The organism is Arcticibacter eurypsychrophilus, assembly GCF_001730525.1.
In the GTDB taxonomy this organism is placed as follows: domain Bacteria; phylum Bacteroidota; class Bacteroidia; order Sphingobacteriales; family Sphingobacteriaceae; genus Arcticibacter; species Arcticibacter eurypsychrophilus.
In genome coordinates this window covers 16,004-41,515 of sequence record NZ_MDFN01000026.1, presented here as the reverse complement: position 1 = coordinate 41,515, position 25,512 = coordinate 16,004, and the positions used below count along the sequence as shown (strand labels likewise).

Below are 25,512 nucleotides of genomic sequence, written 5' to 3'. Positions count from 1 at the left end.
AGCTCATAGCAGCCAATATCTTGTTTCAATTAAACCACTAATCCCTTGTGGACCTGCTTCCACTTCTGGTAGGTCTGCTATTGGAAGAAGAGCCTCGGCTGTCATTAGATCTTTCGGGACTTTGAACTCTCTCAGCAGGTCGGTTTACCTGAGGCGTTGCCTGACCAGGTCTTTCCTGTGGTTGACCTTCTTGAGTTTGAGTCCTTCTTTGTTGCTCTACCTGCCTTTGCGGAGGAGTTTCTGCAGAAGGTGTACGTTGTGGTGTCCGTGTAACTCTATCTGGAATTTCCCTTGGAGTATTCGTTTCAGCTGGTCTGCTCGTCTGAGGGGCTCGTGTGACTCCATTAGAATTTTTATTAGAGGTATTCGTTTCAGCTGGTCTGCTTGTCTGAGGACTGCGTGTAACCCTATCGGATGTATTATTTGGAGCATCGGTTCTGTCAGTTCTCAATGGTCGGTTTTCCCAGCGATTAGTGGAATTTCCATTTTGACCTCTTGGAGTGGCATCCGTGTTGTTGCCATTCCTGTTGACTGTACTGGGGGTCCTACCGGTAATAGTGCCAGGACGGGTATTCCTGCCATCCCGATTGTCTCTATCATTAGTTGGACGACCATTCCGGTTATCTTCGTATCGGTTCGAATTGTTTCTACCGGTCACTTCCGGACGATAAATGCGTAATGAACCTCTGTCGGCAACTGCTCTTCCCGGTCTGTTAGAGCCATATACCTGATGTACATCTACTCTACGCCTTGTAACCCGTTCCATTTCTCTACGGTCGGGACCTGAAAAATAACGATGGTTATTGTTGACGTATATATTATTAATTACGGTTGTTCTTCCATAGATACCTGAATATCTATGTCTTGGTAAACAATAATTGTAAACCGAACGATTGGTAATATAAAGTTGTGGCACAAAGATCCAGCGAGATAATGGAATATTGATATTGATGTCGATCAAAAGACCAGGACTCAAGGGAGCCCATCCATAGTATCCTCCACCAGAGCGCCAGTTTACCCATGCCGGTCCCCATTCAGATCCTGGAATCCATAACCAGCCATAATAATCGTCAAATATCCAGCGTCCATAATGAAAGGGAGCCCAACCCCAGTCATAATCAGATACCCATGTATTTCCATACTCAGTGACAACCCATTGGCCTCTTGTTCCGTAAGGTTGAAAATCTTCCTCTACATCCGGTACCCAAACCTGGCCGTAGTCTTCGTAATTAACCCATTCTCCATAAGGATAGAGTTCGTCATAAAAAGTTTGGAAAGATACACGGGCACCGGGCTGTGACACCATGCCTGCTGTACCTTTCGTGCTGCCGATTACTGTAATTAGTAATCCTAGCATTAATAAGCGTTTTAAATCTTTCATCTGTGTGTGTTTAAATGATTAGAGAGGAATTGAGTATAAAGGTTTATTCCCAGTTTCCTTTTAACTAATTTGTTACGTGTGTTACATACAAGACGAAAGAAAACAGCATTAGGTTACAAGGTAAATGGGATATATACTATTTAATAAGCGCGAAGAAGCAATTTGATTTTAATCTTTTAATTGGGTATTGGGAAAACATAGTTGTGGCATTCAACAGTAATAAGCAAGTTTAGTTTACTCCGATAATAATATATGAGGAAAATAACGGATTTGAAATTAAGATCAGTATGCAATTCAAGTTTAACCTTGTAATAGGATATCGAACTGTTTTATAATAACTTGCAACAAAAAGAGATATTGAAAAAGCAAAAATAAATGTATTTAAAGCGCCCTGTCAGGAAAATAACCTAACACGGAGCTTTATAAATTAAGCCAGTTCAGCAGATTTTGCCCATAAATTTATAGACGCATCTACTGCATACTGATCAATTTGTGCTAGTTCATCAGGAGTAAAGCTCATATTGTCAATAGCTTTTACACAATCTACTACTTGCTCCGGACGACTTGCACCAATCAGCGCCGAAGTAATGCGCCCATTTCTTAGTACCCAGGCAATAGCCATTTGCGCTAAAGTCTGACCCCGTTGTGCAGCAATTGCATTCAGTGACCTGATATTATTCAAGTTTTTCTCATTTAGAAACTCGGGCTTCAGAGATGAATTTTGAGTCACTCTGCTACCTTCAGGTACTTCCTTTAAATACTTATCTGTCAGCATTCCCTGAGCTAAAGGAGAAAAAACTATCGATCCGATTCCTGCGTCTTCCAGAGTATCCACCAAACCATCCTCTTCAATCCAACGGTTCAGCATAGAGTAACTTGGCTGATGAATGATGAAAGGTGTTTTCAAGTCCTTTAAAATAGAAATGGCCTCAAGCGTACGTTGAGAATTATATGAAGAGATGCCAACATATAAGGCACGTCCCGACCGTACGATATGATCAAGAGCCGTCATAGTTTCTTCAAGTGGGGTATTGGGATCGAAACGATGCGAGTAGAATATATCTACATAATCCAGACCCATCCTTTTAAGGCTCTGATCGCAACTGGAAATAAGATATTTGCGACTTCCCCATTCCCCATAAGGACCAGGCCACATACCATAGCCTGCTTTCGAAGAAATAACCAGTTCATCACGAAGATTAGAAAAATCTTCCTTTAAAATACGCCCAAATGCTGTTTCTGCACTTCCTGGAGGTGGCCCGTAATTATTAGCAAGATCAAAATGAGTAATCCCAAGATCAAAAGCCTGTCTGCATATCGCTTTTTTGTTTCTATGATCAGCGTCTTCGCCGAAGTTATGCCATAAACCCAAAGAGAGGGCAGGTAATTTTAAACCGCTTTTTCCGCAATGATTGTAAATCATTTTGTCATAGCGATCTGGAGAAGGTGTCCATTCCATAAAATAAAACTTTTAATATATTAAGATGCAAATTGACGAAAAGTTTTGTCATTTTAACTTAAAAGGTTCGTCTCTTTATTGATTCGCATTAAACTTTTCTCTGTATTCTGAAGGAGGCATAACCATGTTTTTTCTTAAAGGCCTTTGAATCATTATATTCAGAACTAACAATCACTTCCATCGTGTGCAGATCCGTTTGCACTAAAAGCTTATTAGCCGCTTCCACACGGGTCTACTTTACAAATAAATATAGCATTTTTGTTTTATTGAATTTTAAACTAATCCCTTACAATACGTATCCCAATAACTAATCATTAGCTTTTTTCCGTAGCTACTAAAGTGTCTTCCCATTCCCGGAGTAGGTGTAAACTCGCCAAATACCGCTCCCTTAGAAGAAGCATAGAAGTCTAAACGTACAAAAATACCATATGCTTTGCTTAATATCTTAGCCTGAGAAATAATTTCATCCCAACATTTTGGTGGTTTTTGTCCATCTACCACTGGGTATTTAAGATGCAGGGCTTCCATTTTGTTCCAGTGCTCATCATAGAAATTACCTTGTCCTTTACTGGGACTAAACCTCTTAATCGCATGGCAACTAGCTATTTTACCATTGAAACAAAGAAGCTTATAGTCATCCAAAATAGCGTGCTCTCCATCTTCGTTTTCCAGAAACTCTTCAATAAGAAATTCTAAATCAGGATTTTTAGCTACTTCAGCACTTAGAATACTTCTGATCTCTTCTGCTGTATACCTTTTTTCGTTAAAGAGATTCAATCCATACTCCATCACAAAAACAAGATTTGAAGAGTGACCAACAGTAGGACGTATCACATAGTATGGGGGCAAGGTTTCAAAATTAATCTGTTGCACATCCGAACCTTTCCAATATAAGTCAGCTACTTTGCAGCCATGTTTTATGGCGAACTCTCTTGCATTATACTTATTACTTAATTTCCGCTGCCAGTATGGTACATCTTTCCATTTTTCCATGGAGTCCTGAGCGCGCATAGGCGTGTTCCTAATCCGCTCAGCATTAGTGTCACTCCAAAATATATGGTGGCGATGTTGAATTCTTTTAGGTACTTCTCCAAGATTGCTCAAGTATTTTTTGATAGGTTTAAACATACTAATTGAAACTATGTATTGGTAGATATTGAGGCAAATGCAGATTTATTATAAAATTTATAAATTCAATAACTTATTATAAAACTCAGACATTTAAACGCTTCAATTGTTTTTGTAATCTGAATATAATAATTGCCGCTCTAACGAAGAGCGGCAACTTAACCTCAAAACTAAAAAATTACGCTAAAAAAGGAGTAACAATTTGAAGTACCTGATCTTTGGTTAGTGGCTCATCAAACGCTTCTGAAGCGGCATTTGCAGAAATAGCCTGACCGTTAATATTTGTTATTTCTAGCATAGCCTGCATAGTAGTTTCTTCACCGGCATACACGTTATTGACAACCGCGCCTATACCTGAATTGTTAAGCGTAATCCATGGTTTAACATCAGCTCCTTGAGCTTTGCGCATCTGCCTGATATGAGAAGCATGTCTGGCTTCCACAGAATGAATATTCAAAGCAGCTGTTAACACACCAGCATTACCTTTCAAATTTCCAGCCTGGCCTTTATAAGCCCGTACACCAGTGTCTTCAAAAGCCTGAGCTACCGCTAAAAAGGTATCATAATTACTAAAAACAGTCGGAAATGTTCCCTTAGCCGTAAAATCAAAAGAAGGTTTAGTAACTGGTGTTGTGCCTAAAGAAGTGATCGTATCCTGCAAGAACTTCACATGCGCTTTTTCATGCTGACAGATTGTAGTAATGGCGCCCATTGGTGCACCAGAAGGAATTAATCCTGCACTTTTTAACCCAGTGTCGTAAAAATCAGACTCCAGATATTCCAGTGTTAAGGCAAACTGAAGTACATCAACTATAGTACCAGTAGTCTGTCCGTATGCCTTATTAAACATAGAACCCAATGCCAGCGGTACTGCCGACAAAGCAACCTTAGAGCCAATATTGAAGAAGTTTTTCATTGCTTTTCTTCTCGGACTGATACGATCATAAATGTTTGCATCAACCTTTTCAATTTCATCAATAATATTTTGAATGTTCATAATGGTAGTTTTATCCTGGAAGTGTATTTAAATTTAGTTTAGTAACAACATAAGCGCCTGCAATAGCAAACACTTCTTGGGGAGTACGCGATTTATCCAAGCCCATAGCATCAATTACTGTATTATCAGCAAATGTGCCATTACTAATCAAATCACGAATTAAGGCTGCATGCCTGCCTTCAACCGATACTATTTTGCCTGCAAGTACCAGATAATCACCCAGAGCAATATATTGTCCGGCACCATTATAGGCAGATACCCCTAAATCTTCAAAAGCTTTTGCTGTTCCCAGAACGCTGTCCCGGCTATTGAAATTAATTGTACTAAAATTTACCTTCAGCTCAGGAATAGCATTTGCACCGATAGCAGATTTAAAGAATTCACGATGAGCAATTTCGTGATCACGAATATCTGTTAAAAGTGATTTTTCGTTAGCATTCATTGACTCATACGGAAAATTGAGAACCTGAATATAAAAAGCAGCTTCCAGTTGCTCTAAGGCGTAAGCATAGTTTAAAACAGCTGTATCTCCTGTACCAAAAGATACACCCATATCATCACTGTTCATGTCTTTTTTACAACCTGCAGCCAGTAAAGCAATACTTGCGGCACCGGCACCTGCATATTTTAAAAACGAACGCCGTTGAACATTCGCTGTTAAGAATCCATCCACTTTTTCTGAAAGTAGTTGATCTTCTTCATTCTTTAGGTTTTTCATAATTTGATGTTTTAGTTTATTACATCTACGAGAAATTAACTATGTTCGGTTTTAAAAAATATTTATTTTAAAAAAAAATATGAAAGCTTAAAAACTAATAATTAAATATTTAGTTATTGTGGATGAAGTCATTCCATTTTGAGAAAAGATAATATTAAAATAGCGGAGCATGAGCTTATTGAAGGTATTCGCCGAAAGGACAGAATGGCTGCAGAAGCTTTGTACGATATGTATTCTGCTGCAATCTTTGGGGTGATTATCCGTGTGGTTCAAAATCAGGAATTAGCAGAAGACTTACTACAGGATACATTCGTTAAAGCCTGGAATTCATTTACTTCTTATGATGAATCTAAAGGTAAATTGTTCACCTGGATCAGCAATATTGCACGTAATAGTTCAATCGATAAACTTCGTTCAAAAGATTATCGTAACCATAGTAACATCGATAAGATAGAAAATAACGTATATGCTATTGACGAACAGCAGTTCGTAGAGATAAATTCGGATAGTATGGGCGTAAGAGAACTGGTAGAAAAATTAAAACCTCAAGATAAAATAATATTAGATTTGATTTATTTTAAAGGTTATACGCACGTAGAAGTTTCAGATGAGTTACATTTACCCTTGGGAACAGTGAAAACGAGATTACGGTGTGCAATAAATACATTAAAAAGTTTTTTTAATTAAAGAGTGGAAGATATTAAAGCATATATCGAAAGCGGGGTCTTAGAGCTTTATGTTCTGAGAAACCTGACTGATGCCGAAAGACGTGAGGTAGAAGATATGTGCCTTAAATTTCCAGAGTTAAATACGGAATTAAGTCAAATCGAAAACTGTTTATTACAATACTCAAACGTCTATTCGGTTGAACCTCCGATAGCTTCGCGCGATGAATTTCTGTCTTCAATGAATTTTGAAGTGCAAGCAGAACCGCCACAGGAAACTGCAATTGTTAAATTGCCCTCCAGAGATAAAAGTATTAGGTTTTATAAATTTGCCTTCGCTGCCTCTGTCACCTTATTATTAATCTCACTCTTTACTATAGTCAATTTAAATAAAGAGCTAAAAGAGTCTAAAAATGAAATTATAGCACTTCAGAGTTCAAATCAAAAATACGCTTCTCAGGTTAATTACATCGGTAAGGAATTACAGGATAACAAAAAGTTCCTGCAGGTATATCAAAATCCGGAAGAATATAAGCTGGTTACTTTAAAGGGAACGCCGAAAGCTCCTGAAGCAAGTATGAAGGTTGCCTTTAACAATGGCAAACAAGAAGTGCTGATTGATGTTTCATCCTTGAATTTACCGGCTACTGATGCTAATCACCAGTACCAGTTATGGGCCCTTGTTGATGGCAAACCGATAGATCTTGGGGTATTCGATTATACAAGCGGACAACCAGGTTTAACTCAAATGAAGTCTATCGGCAAAGCTCAAGCCTTTGCGGTAACTTTAGAGAAAAAGGGAGGAAGTAAGACGCCAACCTTAACTGAGATGGTCGTTATGGGAGGTGTTTAAGTTTACTTAAACACCTCATCAAGGTCTGTTAAGCACGTAATAACGCTAGCAAATCCTGTTTATTCAATATCTTAACTCCATTATCTGTACGGATTAGTTCATTCATCAATCCCTTTTTCGATTCCTGCATCTCCATTATTTTTTCTTCTATAGTATCCTTACAGATTAACCTCACAGCTACCACATTCTTTTTCTGCCCAATGCGGTAACATCGGTCTATAGCCTGATTTTCCACTGCAGGATTCCACCATGGATCTACGATATACACATAATCAGCAGCTGTTAAGTTCAAACCTGTTCCGCCAGCCTTTAAGCTGATCAGGAATACCCGCACCTCCGGATTATTCTGAAATTCCTGAATCAGCACTTCTCTGTTTCGTGAGGCTCCTGTCAGATAAGTTAAGCCAATTTTTCTTTCATCAAGTTCTTTTCTAATCAAGTCAAGCATCGTTACAAACTGCGAAAAAATCAAAATCTTGTGTCTGCTTGACTTCGTTTCAATCTGTTCAATCAGCGTATCAATCTTGCAGGAAGCGTCCCCTTTCACTTTTTCACCTTTCAGCAGCAGAGGCGAATCACAAATCTGCCTCAACTTAGTCAACCCTTTCAGCACATGCATGGATTTCCTTGGAAGCTCCGAATGGTCAGTAGCCGAAATAAACTCCCTGAATTCCCGCTCATAATCATCATACACCTTACGCTGTTCAGCTTGCATCTCACAGTAGAGGATCATTTCCGTTTTATCCGGCAATTCATTAGCAACCTCTTGTTTAGTGCGCCTCAATATAAAAGGCTTTACTTTCTTCTGCAGTTCGGCGGCCCGTTTACTCACCTTAAATTTATCAATCGGTGAGGAGTAGATATCCTTGAAATACTGCTTGCTGCCTAATAAACCCGGACAGGCAAATGAAAGTTGACCATACAAATCGAAGGTGTTATTCTCAATTGGCGTACCAGTTATTGCAATCTTATTCCGGGAGGTTAGTAGACGAACAGACTTGTACCGTTGCGATTCCGGATTCTTAATATTCTGCGATTCATCCAGAAAAATGTAGTTAAAAGAATAGTCTTTAACAAAGTTGATATCCGATAGTAACGAGCCATACGAAGTTAATATCACCTCATACTCATCAAACCCATGACTGTTTTTCAACCTGTTGCCCCCATAAAGCGTCAACAATTTTATAGAAGGAGCAAACTTTTCTATCTCTGCCTGCCAGTTAAAGATTAGGGAGGTAGGCACCACCAGTAGATTAGTGTTTTGCTTCACCTTCTTTCTTTGTGTAAGAATAAAAGCAATAATTTGAAGCGTTTTACCTAGACCCATATCATCAGCCAGACAACCGCCAAAACTAAAGTCATCCAAAAAGTTCAACCAGTTTAAGCCTTGCAACTGATAGGGGCGAAGCGTAGCCAATAAACCCGCTGGTATTTCTACAGGAGCAATTCCTTCAAAATCAGGTAGCTTCTGCTGAAATAAGAGTAGCTCATTCCTGGCCTCAGCTGTAAAAGCATCATCATCATACAGTTCGGCAAGCGCAGAAAAGTTAATTTTAGGCGTACGAATGGTCTCATCGTCGATTACTTCGCCGGCATGAAAGTAATTTGTAAATTTTGCTATCCATTCCGAAGGTAAAATGCCCATAGTACCATCATCCAGTTGTACATATTTACTTTTATTCCGGATCGCTTTATGCACTTGTTTCAAAGAAGCCTTTCTTTTGCCATAGCTCACGTTAATCTTACTATTGAACCAGTTGATCCCACTTAAAACCTGTATCGAGATCTTCACCTTATTGGCATTCAGTTTATTACCCTCAATTTCATTAAACCCTAAAATAGTGATATGCCTCTCTTTCCAGTCTTCGAAAACCGTCAGGAACCATTCCTCATCCAGAAAATACCGTTTGTGCAAAAAGTAATATTGCAGGCCATTATCCAATTGTTCCTCAAAATGCGCATGCTGCTTTAACAGGAGGGAAGTAAACTGAAGTTCCGCTTCTTCATCACGCTGCACCAAAAAAGGACGACCTTTCGAATCTTCCCCAAAGATCTGCTTCCTGCTACGGATAGGAATCTCAACTTCCCCATAACGAATTACCGGGATAAGCATCACATGCTGGCCAAAGTCAGACAAAAATATAATCCGTTCAATGTCCGCATTAAAACCCTGTTCCATAATCTGTTCCGGAGAAGCCACCTCGATATCTGTATAATTGATACTTACCCGTTCTTCCAGTTTACTTAAAATGGTGTTTTTGAAATCTTTATACTTAGACTGATGAATTAGCGGATGATTCGCCTTTCTTTTAAGGAAATTGATGATGTCTAATGTATTCAGAAAATCAATCAGGTAGAGCGTATTTTCAACTAGTATAAAATAAGTATGTTTAATAACCAGGTCTTCAATATCATATGTACGGGCCCCAATCTCCAGGCTTCCAGTCACTTCATAAAACTGGCCTTTCTTGCTGACCATTAATTTGATTTCACTTACCGTGGTTGTACTCACCCGTACTGATTGCACAGATAAGGCATTTATGCTCTCCGCAATATCACTGTTATGAATATAAAAAAGGAAGTTGAGCGGATTTTTTACAATAGCCTTTAAGCTGTTGATGGCAGGTTGAGTAACCTTTGAATCGACATTATTCTGAAACCTGGAAAGCGCAGTGAAGAACTTAATTGCATCCGCTTCGTCCGTTTCCCATATTAAATCAAGCGGATTTACTGGTTTTAGTGGATTTTTAATCTTACCATCTTTAGTTTGCTGCGCCTCATAGAGTTCAATAAACAGATGTTTATAATATTTATGCTGCTTGAGGACAACCATTCTTAAACTACCTTCAGCCAAATAATCCTTCGGCATAACAGGCTCCTGTGTGGACGTTAATTGATCCTTTAAAAGAGTCAAACTCTCTTTGGTTACCGGCAGAAGGGTATTTAAAATCGGTCGGATGGCCAATTTTTTATCTATATATTCGATCAGGAAATAACGATCCAGATCAGGATCATGCTCCAAACCATAATCCAAAGCAAATTTTCTTAATTTTTCATGACGTAATGAACGGTCAAAAAATACCCGCAATTCATTGCGCTGTAATACACTAGCTAACACCAGCGATTGATGCTCGCACAAATTAGTTTTTTTATCTGCACAAGTGCAGGAGATGCTCAGTTGATTTAAGCCCTGCTTTAATTTGATTACAGGAAAAGCATCTGCACTATATTGAAGCATAAAAGAACCTTCATCTACAACAAGATACTGGGGAATAACCAGATTGATGGATTGAAGTAGGAAATCCGCATTTACACTATGCTGAGTAATTAGCTCTTCCGACAATGTCGGTAAAGTAAGACCACTAAATAGGTATTCGTCGTCCTGATCTGTTGTTGCTATTCCCAATTTATACCTTTAAATATATTCCTTTATGTGGATCCGTAATAGGTTCCGCTACAAAGATGCATTCAAAGAAACCTCAAAGGAAATGAATCTGCAAATTTATATTGCTAAACTTCTTCGCTTGGTGCAGTATTGTTAAATTCGTCAATAAGGTGTATTGCCCGCTTATAGTCCACATCTGACACAATCAGTTTAAAAGGATTTACACCACCAGCCGAAACTACCCAAGGCTCAATAGTGCCCATTAGTCCGTTTTTGATATAGGACTGAATTTGGTTGTCCTCTAAAACATGCTGTATCATAGTCGCTTTCCATAATTCGCCTTCAAAAACTTCAACTAACTTGGTTTTATCTTGTTCCATTTTAATATTATCTTGTTCCAATATTAAATAAAAAAAACAGCATGATTCAGTTTTTTTCACTTACTTGCCTTTCTTTGTTCTCCTACAGCTTCATTTGTCTAAATCTACCTACTTAAATCTATTATGATGAATAAGAACGCTATAAAAAGCTTTAGCATGGTACCAGGCTACAAGGTTTTGGTAATTTTTGTCTTGTTTTTTTATTGCTTTACCTCCATTGCACAGGAAAATAAGATGGAAATCCGAATATATCATGTAATAATCAAGACAAAATGAAGATCCGTTCGCGGTGATCTTGAGCGATGCACGCCAACGAAAGTTTTTGTTTTAGAGAAGAATGATGTTTATACTGCTGTTAATGCCTCCGAAATAAAAAGCATCAAAATAAAGGAATACCCCAGCAAGCGACGCACAATTAAAATCCCGGTTTTAGAACCCAAGCCTTCAGACTATACATCAGAAGGCCTTTTAAGCAAAGAGTATTTGGATTCAGCGCCATCTGTGGGCGATCAGATCGCTTATACAACAGTGGGTATATTAATTACAGGTATTTACGGTCTTTTATACAATCAGTTTAATAACCTTGCTGTCTTTAAACCTAAATCAAATCTAACGAATTATCAGAAGCAGGTCCATGACATGAGCCAATATGCAATATATAACCAAAATAGCCCGCAATATGACATTGAGTTGCTCAGGAAGGAAAGTTCTGCACTTTAATGGAAAATCGAGGTAACAATAATTCAATCACATTCCTATAACTAATTTGAAAACTTAAAAACAAATGGCAGTTTTTTAATCTAACTATCCTATACTATTATTAGCGTTTCAGGTAAAATTTCATCTGTGGGTTTATTTATACGCTTGAGTCTCCATAACCAATAAATTCCTCCCAATGGTATCCCAAACGCCCAAAATGAACTCAAATAACCCATTAAGCCAAAACTAAATCCAAAGAGAAGCTGAAAATTAAAATAGGTGATTGAAAGTCCACCGACTGCTTTGTATGCTATTGTTGGACAATTTAAAACAATTACTGCTATATATTTGACCCATTTCTTCTTTAACTCACTTTGTTTGATTTGCCTGATTACAAAAATGTTAAAGATAGGTATACATAAAGCTAGCAATCCAAATAACCAAAATTTGACCATAGATGGGATAGGTATTCCCATTTCAACAATGTTGATATTTAATATTTTTTTTGACTTATCATCAAACAGTACCCTGAATACCCCAAATTTGTCTTTATCAGAAAACTGGATAAAAACTAATGTGGTATTAGGAGGAGTGTTATCTTCTCTACCAGATGAAAATGTCTTTTCAGCCTTCATAAATGAATATTCTAGCTGCATACCTGAATTACGAACAAGTAATCCTCTAAAATTCTTTAAGCCATTTCTTAGCGTATTAATTTCAGTCTTTGTGGCCATATCATGTTTCATTGCCATTCCTATGATGCATTTGTTATAATCTCTTTTTAATAAATTATCAATGAAAAGTTTGGTTGTATCTTTATACTTGAAGGTGTTACTAATAAATTCACAGCTTGTCAGTGATAGGCACATTAGCGCAATTAGAAAGATTTGTTTTAATTTGAGCATCGATTTATAATCTTTAATGGGTATGATTTTAGGAGTTAAAATAATTCCAGGCCTTTTAAATAATTAGAATGTAGAATTAGTACTTGCTTTTCAAAGGACGATGTTGTTCTGCAAACATTTAAAGGAGAGATTTTTTTTATAATCTGAAATGTCAAGATTTCATTTGACGAAACTAGATAAATTTCTAACCAACGGGAAAACGCTTCGTAACATTGTTGATACTTATTTTTAATACTAAAGACTCATATACTGTTTATAATGTTTCAATTTAGTATACTTGGAACTAAAGATTAGCTATAGAAATAGGTATCTGGAGCTTTTGGCTATTTAAAAAGTAAAGATCATGTAGCCTTTAACCGGGTCATAAAATCCTTTGTAAGTCAGGGTGGAGAGCTATACTAAACGATTTTAGAGCGGGGAAAGCAACATCCTGAGTTACCTTATAAAACGCACAGAAGCGGAAATAATGCTCCATTTAATTGATTGAAGGAACGGTGCAAATGTTTACTTGTTCAATGAAGGTTTTTAATGCCATAGCCTTAAGCTGATCTCCATTTGTATAGCTCAGTAACTTCATTATAATTCCTTCTAATATGATTGGGATAAGATTCCGGTATAAGTCCAATGATAGCTACTTTAAGTTGGACTCAACCCAGATAATTATTGCTTTGTTTATGCTTACAATAATAATCTGTTTACCAGATGTTCATTAGATAGTTACTTCCTTTCCTGATGCATTTCCTTGGAATATTGGATTAACAAAATATTAAAATTATAGATCCTCCTTATTCTCTATAGCCTTGGTTTGGGTCATGATGCTATGTAAAGGAAATTTATGTCGTATCATGGAAGATTTGAGAAGAATTAGCGTTTATTTCTCTCTTAAGAATCTTTAGTGATTACTTTATGCAAATAATATGAAAGTATGGCAACTATAGACAATAAAGGAATGGTACACGGAACCGCAGGTTCAGTGATTTATCGAGAGTATCGGGGAAAGAACATTATCCAGGGCAAAGCAAAAGCATTTAAACAAACCGAAAAAACGATCAGGAGCGCTACCGAATTTGGGCTTTCAAGTTCTGCTGCAGCAATAATCCGGACTGCATTTGAACCGGCTTATTTTTTCAAGGATGGAACGGCAGCTTACAGGAGCACTCAAATGGTGTATCGGTCGATACTGAATAATGTGAGCGGCGAGAAGGGAAAAAGGGATCTACATGACGGGAATCTTTCTATGCTCGAAGAATTAGACTTTAATACCAACAGTAAACTGCATGAAATGCTGCAGATAAGCCATTCTGTAAGTATAAGTGTGGAAGGTTTAGTAAGTGTTAATTTAGGTTCTTTAAACACCAAAACAGACATTAAAAGGCCTAAAAATGCCAGCGGAGCCTATATGAAACATCGAATCCGGTTGATGCTGGTTGCTTTTAACTTCAGGGAAGAGTATTTTGAAAACCTGGGGGTTCAGGATCTAGATTTGGAAGGTTATCAAACTATCGAAAGTCAAGTGGTCACCTTTACAGAAACAGTTCCTGAGAACTGTCTGGCACTAGTAAGTATGTCTTTAATGTTGTACTCCACTGTTGCCCAGACTAATGAAAGTATCCTATTGAATAGTAGAGAGTTCAGTCCCTGCGCTATAATTGGAACATTTCAATCCGCAAACCCCTGCGATTACCCTTCAATAGAGGTTAACTATCAGCCATTCAATTATCCTGGCAGAGAAGAAAAGATCACAGAGATGTTTTATAAAGGCAATTCACTTATGGTTGGATTAGTTAATAAAATCAGCAAAAAGGCTATTTCAACTAACAAAAAGCAGGAAGTAAAGGAGGTAATTCCTAACCTTTTACAGAAAGGCAGGGTTTCTTTCAAAAAGTTATAACGCTTAAATTTATTTGAATCACTATCTGGATACATCCATTTATTGAAACTATGCTGATTTTTTTTGTTAGCGCAGCATTAGGGAATGTAACATTATCTAAGAAAAAATATTATATTTAGACGATCCTATGGGAATTTAGCTCAGCTGGTTTAGAGCACTACCTCGACAAGGTAGGGGTCGCTGGTTCGAGCCCAGTAATTCCCACTATAAGGAGGAATTGAAAATTATTATCAATTTCCTCCTTAACTTTTTGTTAGTCAAGGAAATAAATTAACTAACTCTGGAAGATACCATTTAATATATTGTGTGATGATGACTTTTTGGATCCCTTTATTCTCTGGATACAAAGTTTTGTAATAAGCCGTTAAATCCTGTTTTAGTCCCAATACATCTTCGTTTTTAACTGGTATTATTTTATATATTTTTTGAGTAGCAGGGAAATTTAACTCTAGAGTAAGGTCATGTAAACTAAAAGTTCCAGCGATGATTACCGAAGGATTGCTAAGCATTAAATGCTTGAAAGAACCAAGTTTATTTCCAGTTGATACTTTGCCAAATTCAATCGCATACGGTGCGTTTGCTTCCAGCAGAAGTTGCTCTTTTAAATTCTGAGCAAAGGTTTGATCATTTGCCTCTACCACCACGTTAGTTTTATAGGTTTCGTTGCTAACCACGTTTTTCCAAATATATCTTAGTTGCTTTACATTAATATCACGTTTTGCTATACGGTTGGACACGTCTGTAATCAAGACATTGGTTGATCCTAAAGCACCAGCTGTTAGCTTTATGTTATTGCCTTGAATTATTGCTTTTACAATCTTATCATCTGATGAGCTAACTTCTATAACTTTGGAGAAATCATTTATAGTGATTATGGAGTCTTGTCCAGGCCATAAAAAGATTAACTCTGCCCAAAGAGGATCTGGTCCAGTAGTTTCAGGTCCCTGGTCATCTTTTAAACAGGACTGTAAGATCAAACAAAAACTTAAAACGATGATAGAAAAATGAAATATTTTCATTAGATTAACATAGAAGCTATGTTTGTTAATTATAATAATTGGATAAGATGCATTGTGATACTGGTAAGGATAAACCTATCATTCCTTAATATATATAACCCTAAAAACGGTTTGAATTTTCTGCTTGCCGACCATATAATAGCTTAACTTGGGTCGTATTTTATATGGACTGTTATTCAATAAATAGTTATCATAAAGATAATATGATCCACATGCACTGTTAACAACAGTAAAGTCATACTTTAAAGAATTTTCCTTGTTCTTTACACTAATTTTTAGTTCATTGGTGCCTAGCTTATCAATGATGGGGATTGAGATGAACCTAGCTTTCGTACCCGTAGAGTCCAGAAACACGCTAAACTTTTGAATGCTTCCCTTATCGTCTTTAATGGAAATATCCGTGGAATCAATAGTCTTATTCTCCAGTAGGTTGGTGCTGTCTGCATCAATAAATGAGAACACCAAAGGTGAATAATCCATTACGTCATTCACATAGTTCGGACAAGGACTTTCTTCTTCATCTCTGAAACAACCTGACAAGGTTGCTAAAATCAATAAACAAAAAATATATTTCATAGGAATGAAATTATTGAAATTACAACATGTATAATTATCTGATTAACAACAAATATATACAAAATTCTCTTTGATGAGAAAATTTTAAAAGCTAAATTTATTGTAATACAGGGTATCTTAAAAAAGGAAATATTGGGTTATTACGTACATTCGTTAAATTAGTAAGTTACGCATGACAAAGAAACCATACCAGGGTCAATTTAATGATAAAGAAAAGTCTAAGCAAAGACTTGTTGAAGCGGTGGGGGAAGTCATAAAATCAAAAGGATATACAGGATTAAACGCTACTAATATTTCAAAGGAGGCCGGATTAGACCGCAAACTAATTTCTCTTTATTTTGGTACGATTGATAATCTGATAGAGATATATGTACGAGGTAAGGACTATTGGATAGCCGCTTCAGGAGATGCCGTTGAAATGATCAAAGAGAACAAAGGTGAAAATACGCAGCAAATATTGGAATTCCTCCTACAAAACCAATTGAGTTACTTTTTTAACAATGAAGAAATGCAAAAAATTGTATTGTGGCAAATCAGTCAGACCACCCAGATCATGAAAGAGGTCTGCGATGAAAGAGAGCTGCTTAGCTTAGATTTTTTTGCACTTTCTGATAAAGAACTTGAAGGAAAAAATATTGACATACGAGCTGTGAGCGCTATACTGGTAGCAGGTATATATTATCTGGTACTTCATGCGAAATCCACTGACTCCCTTTTTTGTGAAATTGACATAAATAAACCTGAAGGAATGAATAGAATAAAAGAGGCTATTCGCTTGATATTAAAAAACACCTACAATAGTCATGTTAATGTCAATGCATCTTAGTTTCCCCTTACCTTTTAGCTGATCAAGGAGATTTTGTTTGCTTCAGTTACGACTGATTCATGAAGGGCAATACCTTTGGGAAATACTACATTGAACCTGATAGGTTAATTATTATCAGGCCTGAGTGAATGATTAATAAAAATATACAGCAATTGTGTTATAGCTGAGCTGATTAACTACTACTCTGGTTTTATTTTTACTATTTTGTTGTCTCTCATTACAACAAGCTCATTTTTTTACACTTCTTAAACTCAATTAGCTTTTCATAGGCCTTTCAAGACCTAGCATAATTTTGTTTCTAAGTTCGATTCGTTTTTCATCTGTGGTCATAATATCGTTTAAGTTTGTTGAACGTTGTTTTGTCAATGAAGTTTAGTTGTCCTTTATCCATTTTTTAGGCCAATAGCTCGTGTTTTCTATTTGAGTTGTTGAATACTATTGCTTCATCAACAATTGGCAAATAATCGTCAATTTTCATTCCGTTACTATAACAACAATTTCGTTCGTTTTAATAGCTGTTATTTTACCCTTATGAGTGATAGATATACGTACGAGGCAATGATTATTGATTGGCCGCTTCACGTGATGCCAATGAAACGATCAAAAAAGAGCGAGATTAATGTAATATAAAAATAGTAGATCATCTTTTAAATTACCCCAGTTTCCAATCAGGTCTTTCAAAATGACAAGTGTATCCGTACGGGTTCTTTTGTAAATAATCCTGATGTTCGACTTCTGCATTCCAAAAATCTGTTTCTGGAACTACCTCTGTAACAATCTTACCAGGCCACTTGCCAGATATATCCATTTCAGAGATTAGTGCGTTCGCAGTCTCGCGCTGACTTTCATCTAAATAAAAAATTGCAGAACGATAAGAGGCACCTATGTCGTTTCCCTGCCTGTTTCGGGTGCTGGGGTCATGGATCTGGAAGAAATATTCCAGGAGTTTGCGATAGGATAATTGTGCTGGATCAAATAAAATTTCTATAGCTTCAGCATGTGTTCCGTGGTTCCGGTAAGTGGCATTCGGCACACTGCCGCCCGTATAGCCCACTACTGTTGAAATAACCCCAGGATAATTCCTGATCAGTTCTTCCACACCCCAAAAGCAACCACCAGCCAATATGGCTTTTTCAGTATTCATATAATATATTATTTAAACAAGACTTAATACGTTACCAATATAACTTTATTATTGATTGAATGGTTTTCATATCGTTTTTTCCAGTGATAGTTCTTCTACAGTGGTTGCACGCATATAAAAATTCTTAACCAATAAAGTGATTTTCCTTTTCAGTTTAATCCGTTCCTTTTTCAGCAGTACCGCAATATCTGCATCGCCGACTTCTTCGCCACAAAAGAGATCAATAGCAATCTGTTTATCATGCCAGTCTCCGATAGTGATTTGCACTTGTTCCAGGTAATCCTCATTGAGGTCTAAGTTTAGCACCGGTTTCACCAGTGCATAATTATAAATCAGTATTTTCAATTGCTTTCGGCAGGCATGTAGTGTTTCGTCAGAATGAGGAGGTTTCAGGTTAAGAGCGATTTGCTCCAATTGCTGCTGGTAATACATTGTCACGTGTTGGTTGCTCAGATGAGGAAGTTTCTTTTTAAGACTCCTCCGCGTTTTGCGCAAGTCGTGTATATGTTTATTCGTGGCCGACCTAAGTTTAGCCGCTGATGTCTTCATTAAGTGCCGTTGAATGCGCACAAAAGGCGAGGATCCTAATTGATGGTCCTTAATCATTTCCAGATTTATATAGGCGTTTCTGATCTCGCCCGCTGCCTTAAAGATTTGGCGTACAGGCTTTAGTTGTTTTTCCAGTTTCGCTGTTTTTTTTTCGCGATCTACCATTATAAGGAAAGCGCGGACTTTCTTTACCTGAATTCGGAATTGGTGCAGCGAATCTTGTTTGCCTTCATGATCAAAAGATTTCAAATGGGCTTTGAGTTTCGTCCATTCATGTTTTAAATAATGCCATTCGACCTTTTTCTTCATCTCTTGCTATATAACAAGCTATCTACCTTTTAGTTTGTTGAACGAATTACTGTCATTTGACCATATACCTGGCTTTTGCTTCAGTTACGCCTTTAATTTAAATTTTACTGAGTTTATTTTGTCTTTGCTATGAAAGAATTTTTATTGAAAGAATGACTTTAGCAATAAACCACAAACTGCTGATAGGAGAATTAAATAGGGTTCTTTTATCTTTTTGATATAGATAAGTGCCAGCATGGAAAGAACAGCAATCAATGCTGTTGGAATATCAATAACAGAACGCATTCCAATAATAATCACCGCACCAACTAGTGCACCGATTACAACAGAAGTAATGCCATCCACAAAGGCCCTGATACTATTGTTTTTCGCAATTTTTTTAAATGATGGAGCGAATGCCACAGTAAATACATAACAAGGTAAGAAGGTTGCAAGCGCTGCGACACAAGCACCAGGAAATCCAGCAACTAAATATCCAATAAAGGCAACAGTAATCACTACAGGGCCAGGAGAAATCATTGCTACGGCAACTGAATCCACGAATTGTTTTTCATTGAGCCAACCAAATTCATTGACTACGCCACCATGCAGGAAAGGAACAATTGCAAGTCCGCTACCAAATACAAAAGTACCTGCTTTAAGGAAGAACCAGCCAATTTCTTCTAAAGTCTCTCCTTTATATTGCCAGAATCCTATTCCCATTAATAGGATTGAAGGAATTACAGACGGTTTTTTTATCCATGGGGGTGGTGCTTTTACGAGCATATACACTAGTCCGCACGCAAGGAATAATAAGATGCTCTCCTGCTGGGTGACTACTGTTACTACAATCCCTGCAATATAAAATATCCACAATAACCATTTAGATTTTATCGCTTCTAAATTTAAGCTGCTGACGGATTTGATAGTTAATTTATAGGCACTTATCGCGATAATCCCAATCACTGAGGCGCTTACACCATAAAAAACGGCTTGCATACCCGGCAATCCGCTATAAATTTTATACGCCATTCCAAGCAGGACCACCATGATAAAGGATGGTAATATAAAAGCAAGTCCGGCAAGTGTAGCACCTAAAAAGCTATAATGTATAAAACCCATATAAATGCCGAGTTGAGCGGCCATTGGACCTGGTGCAAGCTGAGAAAGTGCAAGTCCTTCCTTGTATTCATCCTCTGTAACCCATTTTTTGTTTTCAACAAGGTCACGATGCATATATCCTACCAAAGCAACTGGGCCGCCGAATCCCCATGTGCCCAGCTTTAAAAAATACAGCGTCATTTCACTTAGCGTATAGTTAGGTTTCTCTTTCATAGTAGTTTTTAAAAGGCTAACCCAAATTGAAGGCCTAAGCCATAAGTAGCGGCTATATTATTCCCAAAACGGACTGGCATGGGTAGAGCTATAAAAAAACTGCTACCCTTGTTTTTCTTTACAACTTTATTAATGGCAGGGGTAATACCATATCTGCCGGAAGTTTCAAATGCCAAACGCCCCATAAAGGTAAAGCCATTTCCTAATGCCACTAAAACACCGGGATGAAACAACAAGTTGTTAGTCTTACTTCCGGAAGGAGTGGCTTTGATAAAAGGAACCATCTCAAATGAAAAGCCTATTTTGGGACTTTTCCAGATGTTTATCCCCGTTGGTAATCCTACTATGTAGCTGTCATTGAAATTGGTATGTGTGCCTTCTGAATTGAAGGTAACGATGGGGTGAATAATCGCAACATAGCCCGTGATTTTGGGACAGGTTTGCTTAACTGTTTGTTGTGAATATACTGTGATGGAAGTAAAGAAAACACTTAAAAAGAGTACAAAGAATAGGGGTTTATAAATTGGAGTTTGCATAGTACAATTGTACGCAAGACCTCAAATTAAAAATAGAATGGATTTAACTCTTAGAACGTATTTTACTTTTTAACGTATTCTTTTTGTACTCCGATGGGGTAATCCCTTTTGCCTGTTTAAAAATGCGGGTGAAATGACTTTGATCAGAAAAACCGGTCAGATAGGCAATTTCGGATAAAGAATAGGCACTGGTTTCAATAAATACAATGGCTTTATCGATCCTAAGTTTCCTGATATATTCACCAAATGAAAGATTGTTAAAATATTTGGAAAATTCTCTGGATACATAAGTTGGGTTTACGTTGAGCTCAATTGAAATATCTGTGAGGCTCAGGGTAATATTCGTGTCAATTTGATCCTGAATAATAGTTTTTAATTCCGTTGCCCAGACAGGTATTTTATCATTACTTCCTTTCTTCAGAAACTTTTTGTAAACATCAACTAATAATTGTTCTACAGGACTTTCAGTATGTTTTATATTTTGGAGGTGTTTTGCCCAAGTGTATAAGGCATCATAGATAACGGATCCTGCTTGCACCAACTCTAAATCATCTTTAATATTATGCGCCATTCCAGCCGCTATGGCCCATAAACCAGCGCATTGACTTGCAAGATTGTGTTGATCCGTATCTGCACCTCTGACTATTGGTGCCATAACATGCAGTGCAGGATCAGTCAGCTTATATTTTTTTATTAAGGCATCGAAAGTACACAGATTGTTTTGATGTGTAAGCTCCACACCGGGTACGTCAAAAGGGATCGCTTTCAGTAATTTAGATTTTTCAATAACCTGATCGAAGGGCACGTAAAAAAAACATGCATCCTTATCGATGAATTTCCTGATTAGCCAGGGACAGGCAATACGGTCTATTTTGGGTCTTTCACGTGTGATCCAGTTCATTTCGATAGTTGTTTTTTATCCAGTCAAGTGATTCCTGGTTAGTCTCTTCAAAGCGCCAGTGTCCGGAAATAGGGGTGTACGTTTTGCCTTTATATTCTGTGCTTACCAATAATTCACGGAAGCCTGGTTGTTTGCTGGTGCCAACTTCTAGTTTTCCTTGGCCTTTTTTCAAGGTTATGCTATTTTTTTTATCAGCTGGTAGCATTTCAGGCCCTGTTTCATAGCTGATGGAAACATTGTTCATTGGGACACCAAACTTTAAGACACTGATTGTTACTGAGGCATTTTCATTTATCGTGTAGTTCCAGTCCTTTGCATCAGGTGTGAGTACAAACTCAATTAGTTTGATTGGAGAAGGTGAGTTTTGCGCCGACGTGCTTGCAAAAAACGTCACGAATGGCAATAATAGTAAACAACGGGATATGATTTTCATTTTTATCGCTTAACTATTCTTTTGTTGAATATTTTAAATATTCATAAGATGCCAAAGGTCGATAAATAAAACTATCTAAATAGATCTGGCAAGCTTTTTAAGGTCATAAAGTACAGATAACATGACCCATAATACATAGCTAAATCTTACATTTACAGCGAAATTTAATCCATATTTTGGAGATTACCCCTAAAACAAACATAGAGTTAATTAAAGAAGGCAACGAGATTGCCTTTGAGCAGGTGTTCAAAGAACATTTTAAACAGCTCCATTCCTATGCTTTTTCGTTTTTAAGGGATGAAATAATGGCTGAAGAAATAGTTCAGAATGTGTTTTGTAAAATTTGGGAAAATAGGGATCAGTTGAAGTTAAACAGTTCACTTAAATCTTATCTCTATCGTTCCATACATAATGAAAGTTTAAATTACATCAAACATCATAAAGTTAAAGCGGCATACGAGTTGTATTACATTAATCATGTAGAAGAAGGGTATCATCATACTGAAGAAAAGGTAATGGTTTCAGAATTGGAAAAGCATATTTCGTTAGCACTTTTGACATTACCACAACAATGTCGTACCATATTTCAGCTGAGCAGGAATGATCAGTATAAGTATCGGGAGATCGCTACCCATCTGAATATCTCGATAAAAACGGTAGAGAACCAAATGGGTAAAGCTTTGAAAATTTTAAAAACGAAACTGGTAGAGTTTCTCCCAGCTCTACTACTTTTTATGGTTAAATATTTTGGTGTTTTAGCATGTGAAAGGAGTTGGTATGAAAGATGATTTACTGGTAAAATATCTTGCTGGAGAAACTGATGAAGATGAAAAAGCAACAGTTATTCAATGGATGGAAACGAATGCTGAGAATGAACGCTACTTTAGGCATTTAAAACTGATCTGGGAGAAGAGTGATGAGGTAGCTTACAAAAGTAATGTAGATGTGAATGTTGCATGGGATAGATTCAAAAAGAGAATTATCTTAAGGCAAAAAAGTGGTAATAGGGTTTCTACTTTGCCATCATGGATCAGAATCGCAGCTCTCTTTTTACTTATCTGCACTGCAGGCGCCATTGGGGTATCTAAATATTTCAGCTCAAAAACTGTTCAATTTGTTCATTTAAATAGTCGTCAACAAATTCTTTCAAAAACATTACCTGACGGTTCTATAGTTACCTTAAATAGAAATAGCACGCTCAGCTATCCATCACGTTTCAAGGGGGCTCAAAGAAACATATCTATGCAAGGCGAGGCATTTTTTAATGTTTCAGCTGACAAGGGTCATCCGTTTATTGTCCGCATAAATAAGGTTACTGTTACCGTAGTTGGAACGTCTTTTAATATAAAAAGCAGAAAGGGAAAAACGGAAGTTATCGTTGAATCAGGAATTGTGGATGTACATAAAAATAATGATTATGTGCAGCTAGTGGCTGGTGAAAAAGTGATTGCGAGTCAGGAGGATAGTTTTATAAAAGGAATGAATAGCAGTACTTTTTATAAGTCGTATAAAAATAGGAGGTTTGTTTGCCGCAACACGCCTCTTTATGAACTGGTTGGGGCAATTAATGATACCTATGACGTACATATTGTAATTGAAACGAAAGACCTTGAAATGTTAAAGATCAATACCACCTTCTCGAACGCCTCTCTTGATGATATCTTGCATGTGGTTAGTGAAACATTCAATATTCAGGTTGAGCATAGAGGTAACACTATTATTCTTAAATAAGGATGTTAAACAGAAATTGGAGATTTCTTTTGACTATCATCCTATTTGTATTTTGTTTCCCGCCTAAAGAACTAAGCGCTCAGGGTTTATTGTCTAAGCGAATTTCAGTTCAGGCGCAGCACTTACATCTGGAGGACGTATTGGCTAAAATTGGCCAAAAGTGTGGGTTTAGATTTTCTTATAATAGTGCTATTGTACCCCTTGACAGCATAGTAAGTCTTTCTGTTACCGATGAAACGGTTAGGGATGTTCTTGACCATCTGTTTGGTGATCAATTCGAATATAAAGAAACTGCGGGATATGTAATTCTTCGTTACGCACCACTTAGATTGTCATTAATTGCCGATAAAGTTCAAAATATAAATGGATTATATTTTATCAGCGGAGTAGTGATAGACGACCGTACTGGAAAGAAGATTTCTAAGGCAAGTGTATATGAAAAAAAACTGCTTCGCTCTGCTTTAACAGATAATGATGGAACTTTTGACATTAAAATCAATACACAGAATAACACAATAGCACTCACCGTAAGTAAAGAGAATTATCGTGATACAACTGTCCTTATTCTCTCTTCTGTAAATGTAAATTCAGATGGCTCTATTCATGAAAATGATGAATATTGGTCTGAGAGTGGATCTGTTTCGGATAAAACATTCTTAGGTAGGTTATTGGTCAGTTCTAAACAAAAAATCCAAGACTTGAATGTACCTGGATTTATAACGCAAAGTCCGGTACAGGCTTCTATAGTTCCAGGCCTCAGTTCTCATGGCATGTTAAGCGGGCAAGTTATCAATAATTTTTCCTATAATTTATTGGGAGGATATACTGCAGGAGTGGAAGGCGTTGAAACTGGTGGATTATTTAACATAAATAAGAGATATGTTAAGGGTGTGCAAGTAGCAGGGCTTTTTAATATTGTAGGGGAGTCTGTAGCTGGAGTTCAGGTTGCAGGCTTGGGCAATGGAGTACTTGGTGCTGTTAGAGGAATCGAGGTAGGAGGGGTTCTTAATATAGCTTTAGGATCGGTAATGGGCGTTCAGGTGGGAGGAATTGCTAATTTTTCGAGTAAGAATGTTGGGGGACTGCAGATTGCTGGAATTGTTAACATCGCGGGTAAGGAGATGAAAGGGGCGCAAGTGAGCTTGCTCAATATAGCAAGAAAACAAAAGGGTTTACAGTTTGGTTTGGTCAATATAGCAGATACAGCATCGGGGATTAGTCTTGGTTTAATTAATATTATTCGTAAGAATGGTATCCATTCGCTGTCTGGGTCATCAAATGAAATAAACAGCAAAAATCTAGTTGTAAGAACAGGCACAAATCAACTGTATACGATTATTCAGTTCGGGAAAAATCTTAATGGATTAGGGCTTGGGAAAGCCTATCAGGTTACCAATCATCTATCTATAAATCCGGAGATTCTTAACCTTTACGTTTATCAGGGTAGTACAGACTATACCAATTCGCTCAATAGATTTAATCTGAATTTGTCTTTTAAATTAAACAAATACATCTCTGCTTTTGCAGGTCCATCTTTCAACCTGTTTTATTCTGATCAGGATAAAGAATTCGATGGATATAAGTTGATTCCCCATAAAATAAAAACTTTTAAGATCTCTTCCAATGACCGCGTTCGGGGTTGGGTAGGCTGGAGTGCTGGAATATCAATTTTTTAATTAATCTGCTAAATATTTACAAAGTGCGTAGGGGTAA

At 37.2% G+C, this 25,512-nt stretch carries 24 protein-coding genes and 1 tRNA gene; 9 read left to right on the top strand and 16 right to left on the bottom strand.

The window, feature by feature from the left end; genetic code table 11:
- Positions 1 to 37: 37 nt before the first annotated feature.
- The 5 genes from BFL47_RS14320 to BFL47_RS14300 form a co-directional block, all read right to left on the bottom strand.
- Entirely contained in the window at positions 38 to 1,381 is a 1,344-nt protein-coding gene (locus tag BFL47_RS14320; RefSeq protein ID WP_069660484.1) for a DUF6600 domain-containing protein, read from the bottom strand.
- 427 nt (positions 1,382 to 1,808) lie between these two features.
- Positions 1,809 to 2,840, bottom strand: coding sequence for an L-glyceraldehyde 3-phosphate reductase (gene mgrA / locus BFL47_RS14315; protein WP_069660483.1), 1,032 nt, complete (start codon positions 2,838 to 2,840; stop codon positions 1,809 to 1,811).
- Between the two features lie 273 nt (positions 2,841 to 3,113).
- Positions 3,114 to 3,968 carry an ATP-grasp fold amidoligase family protein gene (locus BFL47_RS14310; RefSeq protein WP_069660482.1) on the bottom strand — a complete coding sequence of 285 codons (855 nt, stop codon included), beginning with the start codon at positions 3,966 to 3,968 and terminating at the stop codon, positions 3,114 to 3,116.
- A gap of 178 nt (positions 3,969 to 4,146) precedes the next feature.
- Complete coding sequence (locus BFL47_RS14305; protein ID WP_069660481.1) at positions 4,147 to 4,965, bottom strand: ferritin-like domain-containing protein; 819 nt, start codon at positions 4,963 to 4,965, stop codon at positions 4,147 to 4,149.
- A 10-nt stretch (positions 4,966 to 4,975) separates the two neighbouring features.
- The gene (locus BFL47_RS14300) at positions 4,976 to 5,683 is read right to left on the bottom strand and encodes a ferritin-like domain-containing protein (protein WP_069660480.1); all 708 of its coding nucleotides are present in this window, start codon (positions 5,681 to 5,683) and stop codon (positions 4,976 to 4,978) included.
- A gap of 138 nt (positions 5,684 to 5,821) precedes the next feature.
- Here BFL47_RS14300 and BFL47_RS14295 point away from each other — a divergent pair, with 138 nt between their 5' ends.
- Positions 5,822 to 6,370, top strand: coding sequence for an RNA polymerase sigma factor (locus tag BFL47_RS14295; protein WP_069660479.1), 549 nt, complete (start codon positions 5,822 to 5,824; stop codon positions 6,368 to 6,370).
- A gap of 3 nt (positions 6,371 to 6,373) precedes the next feature.
- Positions 6,374 to 7,201 carry an anti-sigma factor gene (locus tag BFL47_RS14290; RefSeq protein ID WP_069660478.1) on the top strand — a complete coding sequence of 276 codons (828 nt, stop codon included), beginning with the start codon at positions 6,374 to 6,376 and terminating at the stop codon, positions 7,199 to 7,201.
- Positions 7,202 to 7,229: 28 nt separating this feature from the next.
- Here the strand turns inward: BFL47_RS14290 and BFL47_RS14285 are convergent, their stop codons facing one another.
- Positions 7,230 to 10,607 carry a DEAD/DEAH box helicase gene (locus tag BFL47_RS14285; RefSeq protein WP_069660477.1) on the bottom strand — a complete coding sequence of 1,126 codons (3,378 nt, stop codon included), beginning with the start codon at positions 10,605 to 10,607 and terminating at the stop codon, positions 7,230 to 7,232.
- A gap of 104 nt (positions 10,608 to 10,711) precedes the next feature.
- Positions 10,712 to 10,966 carry a putative signal transducing protein gene (locus BFL47_RS14280; protein WP_069660476.1) on the bottom strand — a complete coding sequence of 85 codons (255 nt, stop codon included), beginning with the start codon at positions 10,964 to 10,966 and terminating at the stop codon, positions 10,712 to 10,714.
- A gap of 483 nt (positions 10,967 to 11,449) precedes the next feature.
- Between BFL47_RS14280 and BFL47_RS14275 the strand changes: the two genes are divergently transcribed.
- The gene (locus BFL47_RS14275; RefSeq protein WP_069660475.1) at positions 11,450 to 11,686 is read left to right on the top strand and encodes a hypothetical protein; all 237 of its coding nucleotides are present in this window, start codon (positions 11,450 to 11,452) and stop codon (positions 11,684 to 11,686) included.
- 89 nt (positions 11,687 to 11,775) lie between these two features.
- On the opposite strand, the gene BFL47_RS14270 is transcribed toward BFL47_RS14275, so the two are convergent.
- Positions 11,776 to 12,534 (bottom strand): hypothetical protein, encoded by a 759-nt coding sequence (locus tag BFL47_RS14270; RefSeq protein ID WP_211480973.1) that lies wholly within the window; start codon positions 12,532 to 12,534, stop codon positions 11,776 to 11,778.
- A 961-nt stretch (positions 12,535 to 13,495) separates the two neighbouring features.
- Here BFL47_RS14270 and BFL47_RS14265 point away from each other — a divergent pair.
- Both BFL47_RS14265 and BFL47_RS14260 read left to right on the top strand, forming a co-directional pair.
- Positions 13,496 to 14,461 (top strand): hypothetical protein, encoded by a 966-nt coding sequence (locus tag BFL47_RS14265; protein WP_069660473.1) that lies wholly within the window; start codon positions 13,496 to 13,498, stop codon positions 14,459 to 14,461.
- Positions 14,462 to 14,590: 129 nt separating this feature from the next.
- Positions 14,591 to 14,665: transfer RNA gene (locus tag BFL47_RS14260), tRNA-Val, on the top strand.
- Between the two features lie 53 nt (positions 14,666 to 14,718).
- Here the strand turns inward: BFL47_RS14260 and BFL47_RS14255 are convergent.
- Entirely contained in the window at positions 14,719 to 15,480 is a 762-nt protein-coding gene (locus BFL47_RS14255; protein WP_069660472.1) for a hypothetical protein, read from the bottom strand.
- Between the two features lie 78 nt (positions 15,481 to 15,558).
- Positions 15,559 to 16,056 carry a hypothetical protein gene (locus BFL47_RS14250; RefSeq protein ID WP_069660471.1) on the bottom strand — a complete coding sequence of 166 codons (498 nt, stop codon included), beginning with the start codon at positions 16,054 to 16,056 and terminating at the stop codon, positions 15,559 to 15,561.
- 172 nt (positions 16,057 to 16,228) lie between these two features.
- Between BFL47_RS14250 and BFL47_RS14245 the strand changes: the two genes are divergently transcribed.
- Positions 16,229 to 16,882: a TetR/AcrR family transcriptional regulator gene (locus tag BFL47_RS14245; RefSeq protein ID WP_069660470.1), complete on the top strand. Its 654-nt coding sequence runs from the start codon at positions 16,229 to 16,231 to the stop codon at positions 16,880 to 16,882.
- 652 nt (positions 16,883 to 17,534) lie between these two features.
- Here BFL47_RS14245 and msrA read toward each other — a convergent pair.
- The 6 genes from msrA to BFL47_RS14215 form a co-directional block, all read right to left on the bottom strand.
- Entirely contained in the window at positions 17,535 to 18,026 is a 492-nt protein-coding gene (gene msrA, locus BFL47_RS14240) for a peptide-methionine (S)-S-oxide reductase MsrA (RefSeq protein WP_069660469.1), read from the bottom strand.
- A 66-nt stretch (positions 18,027 to 18,092) separates the two neighbouring features.
- Positions 18,093 to 18,884 carry a CHAD domain-containing protein gene (locus tag BFL47_RS14235; RefSeq protein WP_069660468.1) on the bottom strand — a complete coding sequence of 264 codons (792 nt, stop codon included), beginning with the start codon at positions 18,882 to 18,884 and terminating at the stop codon, positions 18,093 to 18,095.
- 141 nt (positions 18,885 to 19,025) lie between these two features.
- Complete coding sequence (locus tag BFL47_RS14230) at positions 19,026 to 20,198, bottom strand: chromate transporter (RefSeq protein WP_069660467.1); 1,173 nt, start codon at positions 20,196 to 20,198, stop codon at positions 19,026 to 19,028.
- Positions 20,199 to 20,206: 8 nt separating this feature from the next.
- The gene (locus BFL47_RS14225) at positions 20,207 to 20,734 is read right to left on the bottom strand and encodes a hypothetical protein (RefSeq protein ID WP_069660466.1); all 528 of its coding nucleotides are present in this window, start codon (positions 20,732 to 20,734) and stop codon (positions 20,207 to 20,209) included.
- 43 nt (positions 20,735 to 20,777) lie between these two features.
- A complete protein-coding gene (locus BFL47_RS14220; protein WP_069660465.1) occupies positions 20,778 to 21,635 on the bottom strand; it encodes a chromate resistance protein ChrB domain-containing protein in 858 nt (285 codons plus the stop codon).
- Positions 21,616 to 22,068 carry a hypothetical protein gene (locus tag BFL47_RS14215; protein ID WP_069660464.1) on the bottom strand — a complete coding sequence of 151 codons (453 nt, stop codon included), beginning with the start codon at positions 22,066 to 22,068 and terminating at the stop codon, positions 21,616 to 21,618. The genes BFL47_RS14220 and BFL47_RS14215 overlap by 20 nt, the downstream gene beginning before the upstream one ends.
- A gap of 176 nt (positions 22,069 to 22,244) precedes the next feature.
- On the opposite strand from BFL47_RS14215, the gene BFL47_RS14210 reads away from it, so the two are divergent.
- Genes BFL47_RS14210 through BFL47_RS14200 form a run of 3 tightly spaced genes read left to right on the top strand, consistent with a single transcriptional unit; the run spans position 22,245 to position 25,475 of the window.
- On the top strand, positions 22,245 to 22,856 hold the full coding sequence (locus BFL47_RS14210) for an RNA polymerase sigma-70 factor (protein WP_069660463.1): 612 nt from the start codon (positions 22,245 to 22,247) through the stop codon (positions 22,854 to 22,856).
- Positions 22,846 to 23,799, top strand: coding sequence for a FecR family protein (locus BFL47_RS14205; protein ID WP_069660462.1), 954 nt, complete (start codon positions 22,846 to 22,848; stop codon positions 23,797 to 23,799). Before BFL47_RS14210 ends, BFL47_RS14205 begins: the two co-directional genes overlap by 11 nt.
- 2 nt (positions 23,800 to 23,801) lie before the next feature.
- A complete protein-coding gene (locus BFL47_RS14200) occupies positions 23,802 to 25,475 on the top strand; it encodes an LA_2272 family surface repeat-containing protein (protein WP_069660461.1) in 1,674 nt (557 codons plus the stop codon).
- The last annotated feature ends 37 nt before the right edge of the window (positions 25,476 to 25,512 follow it).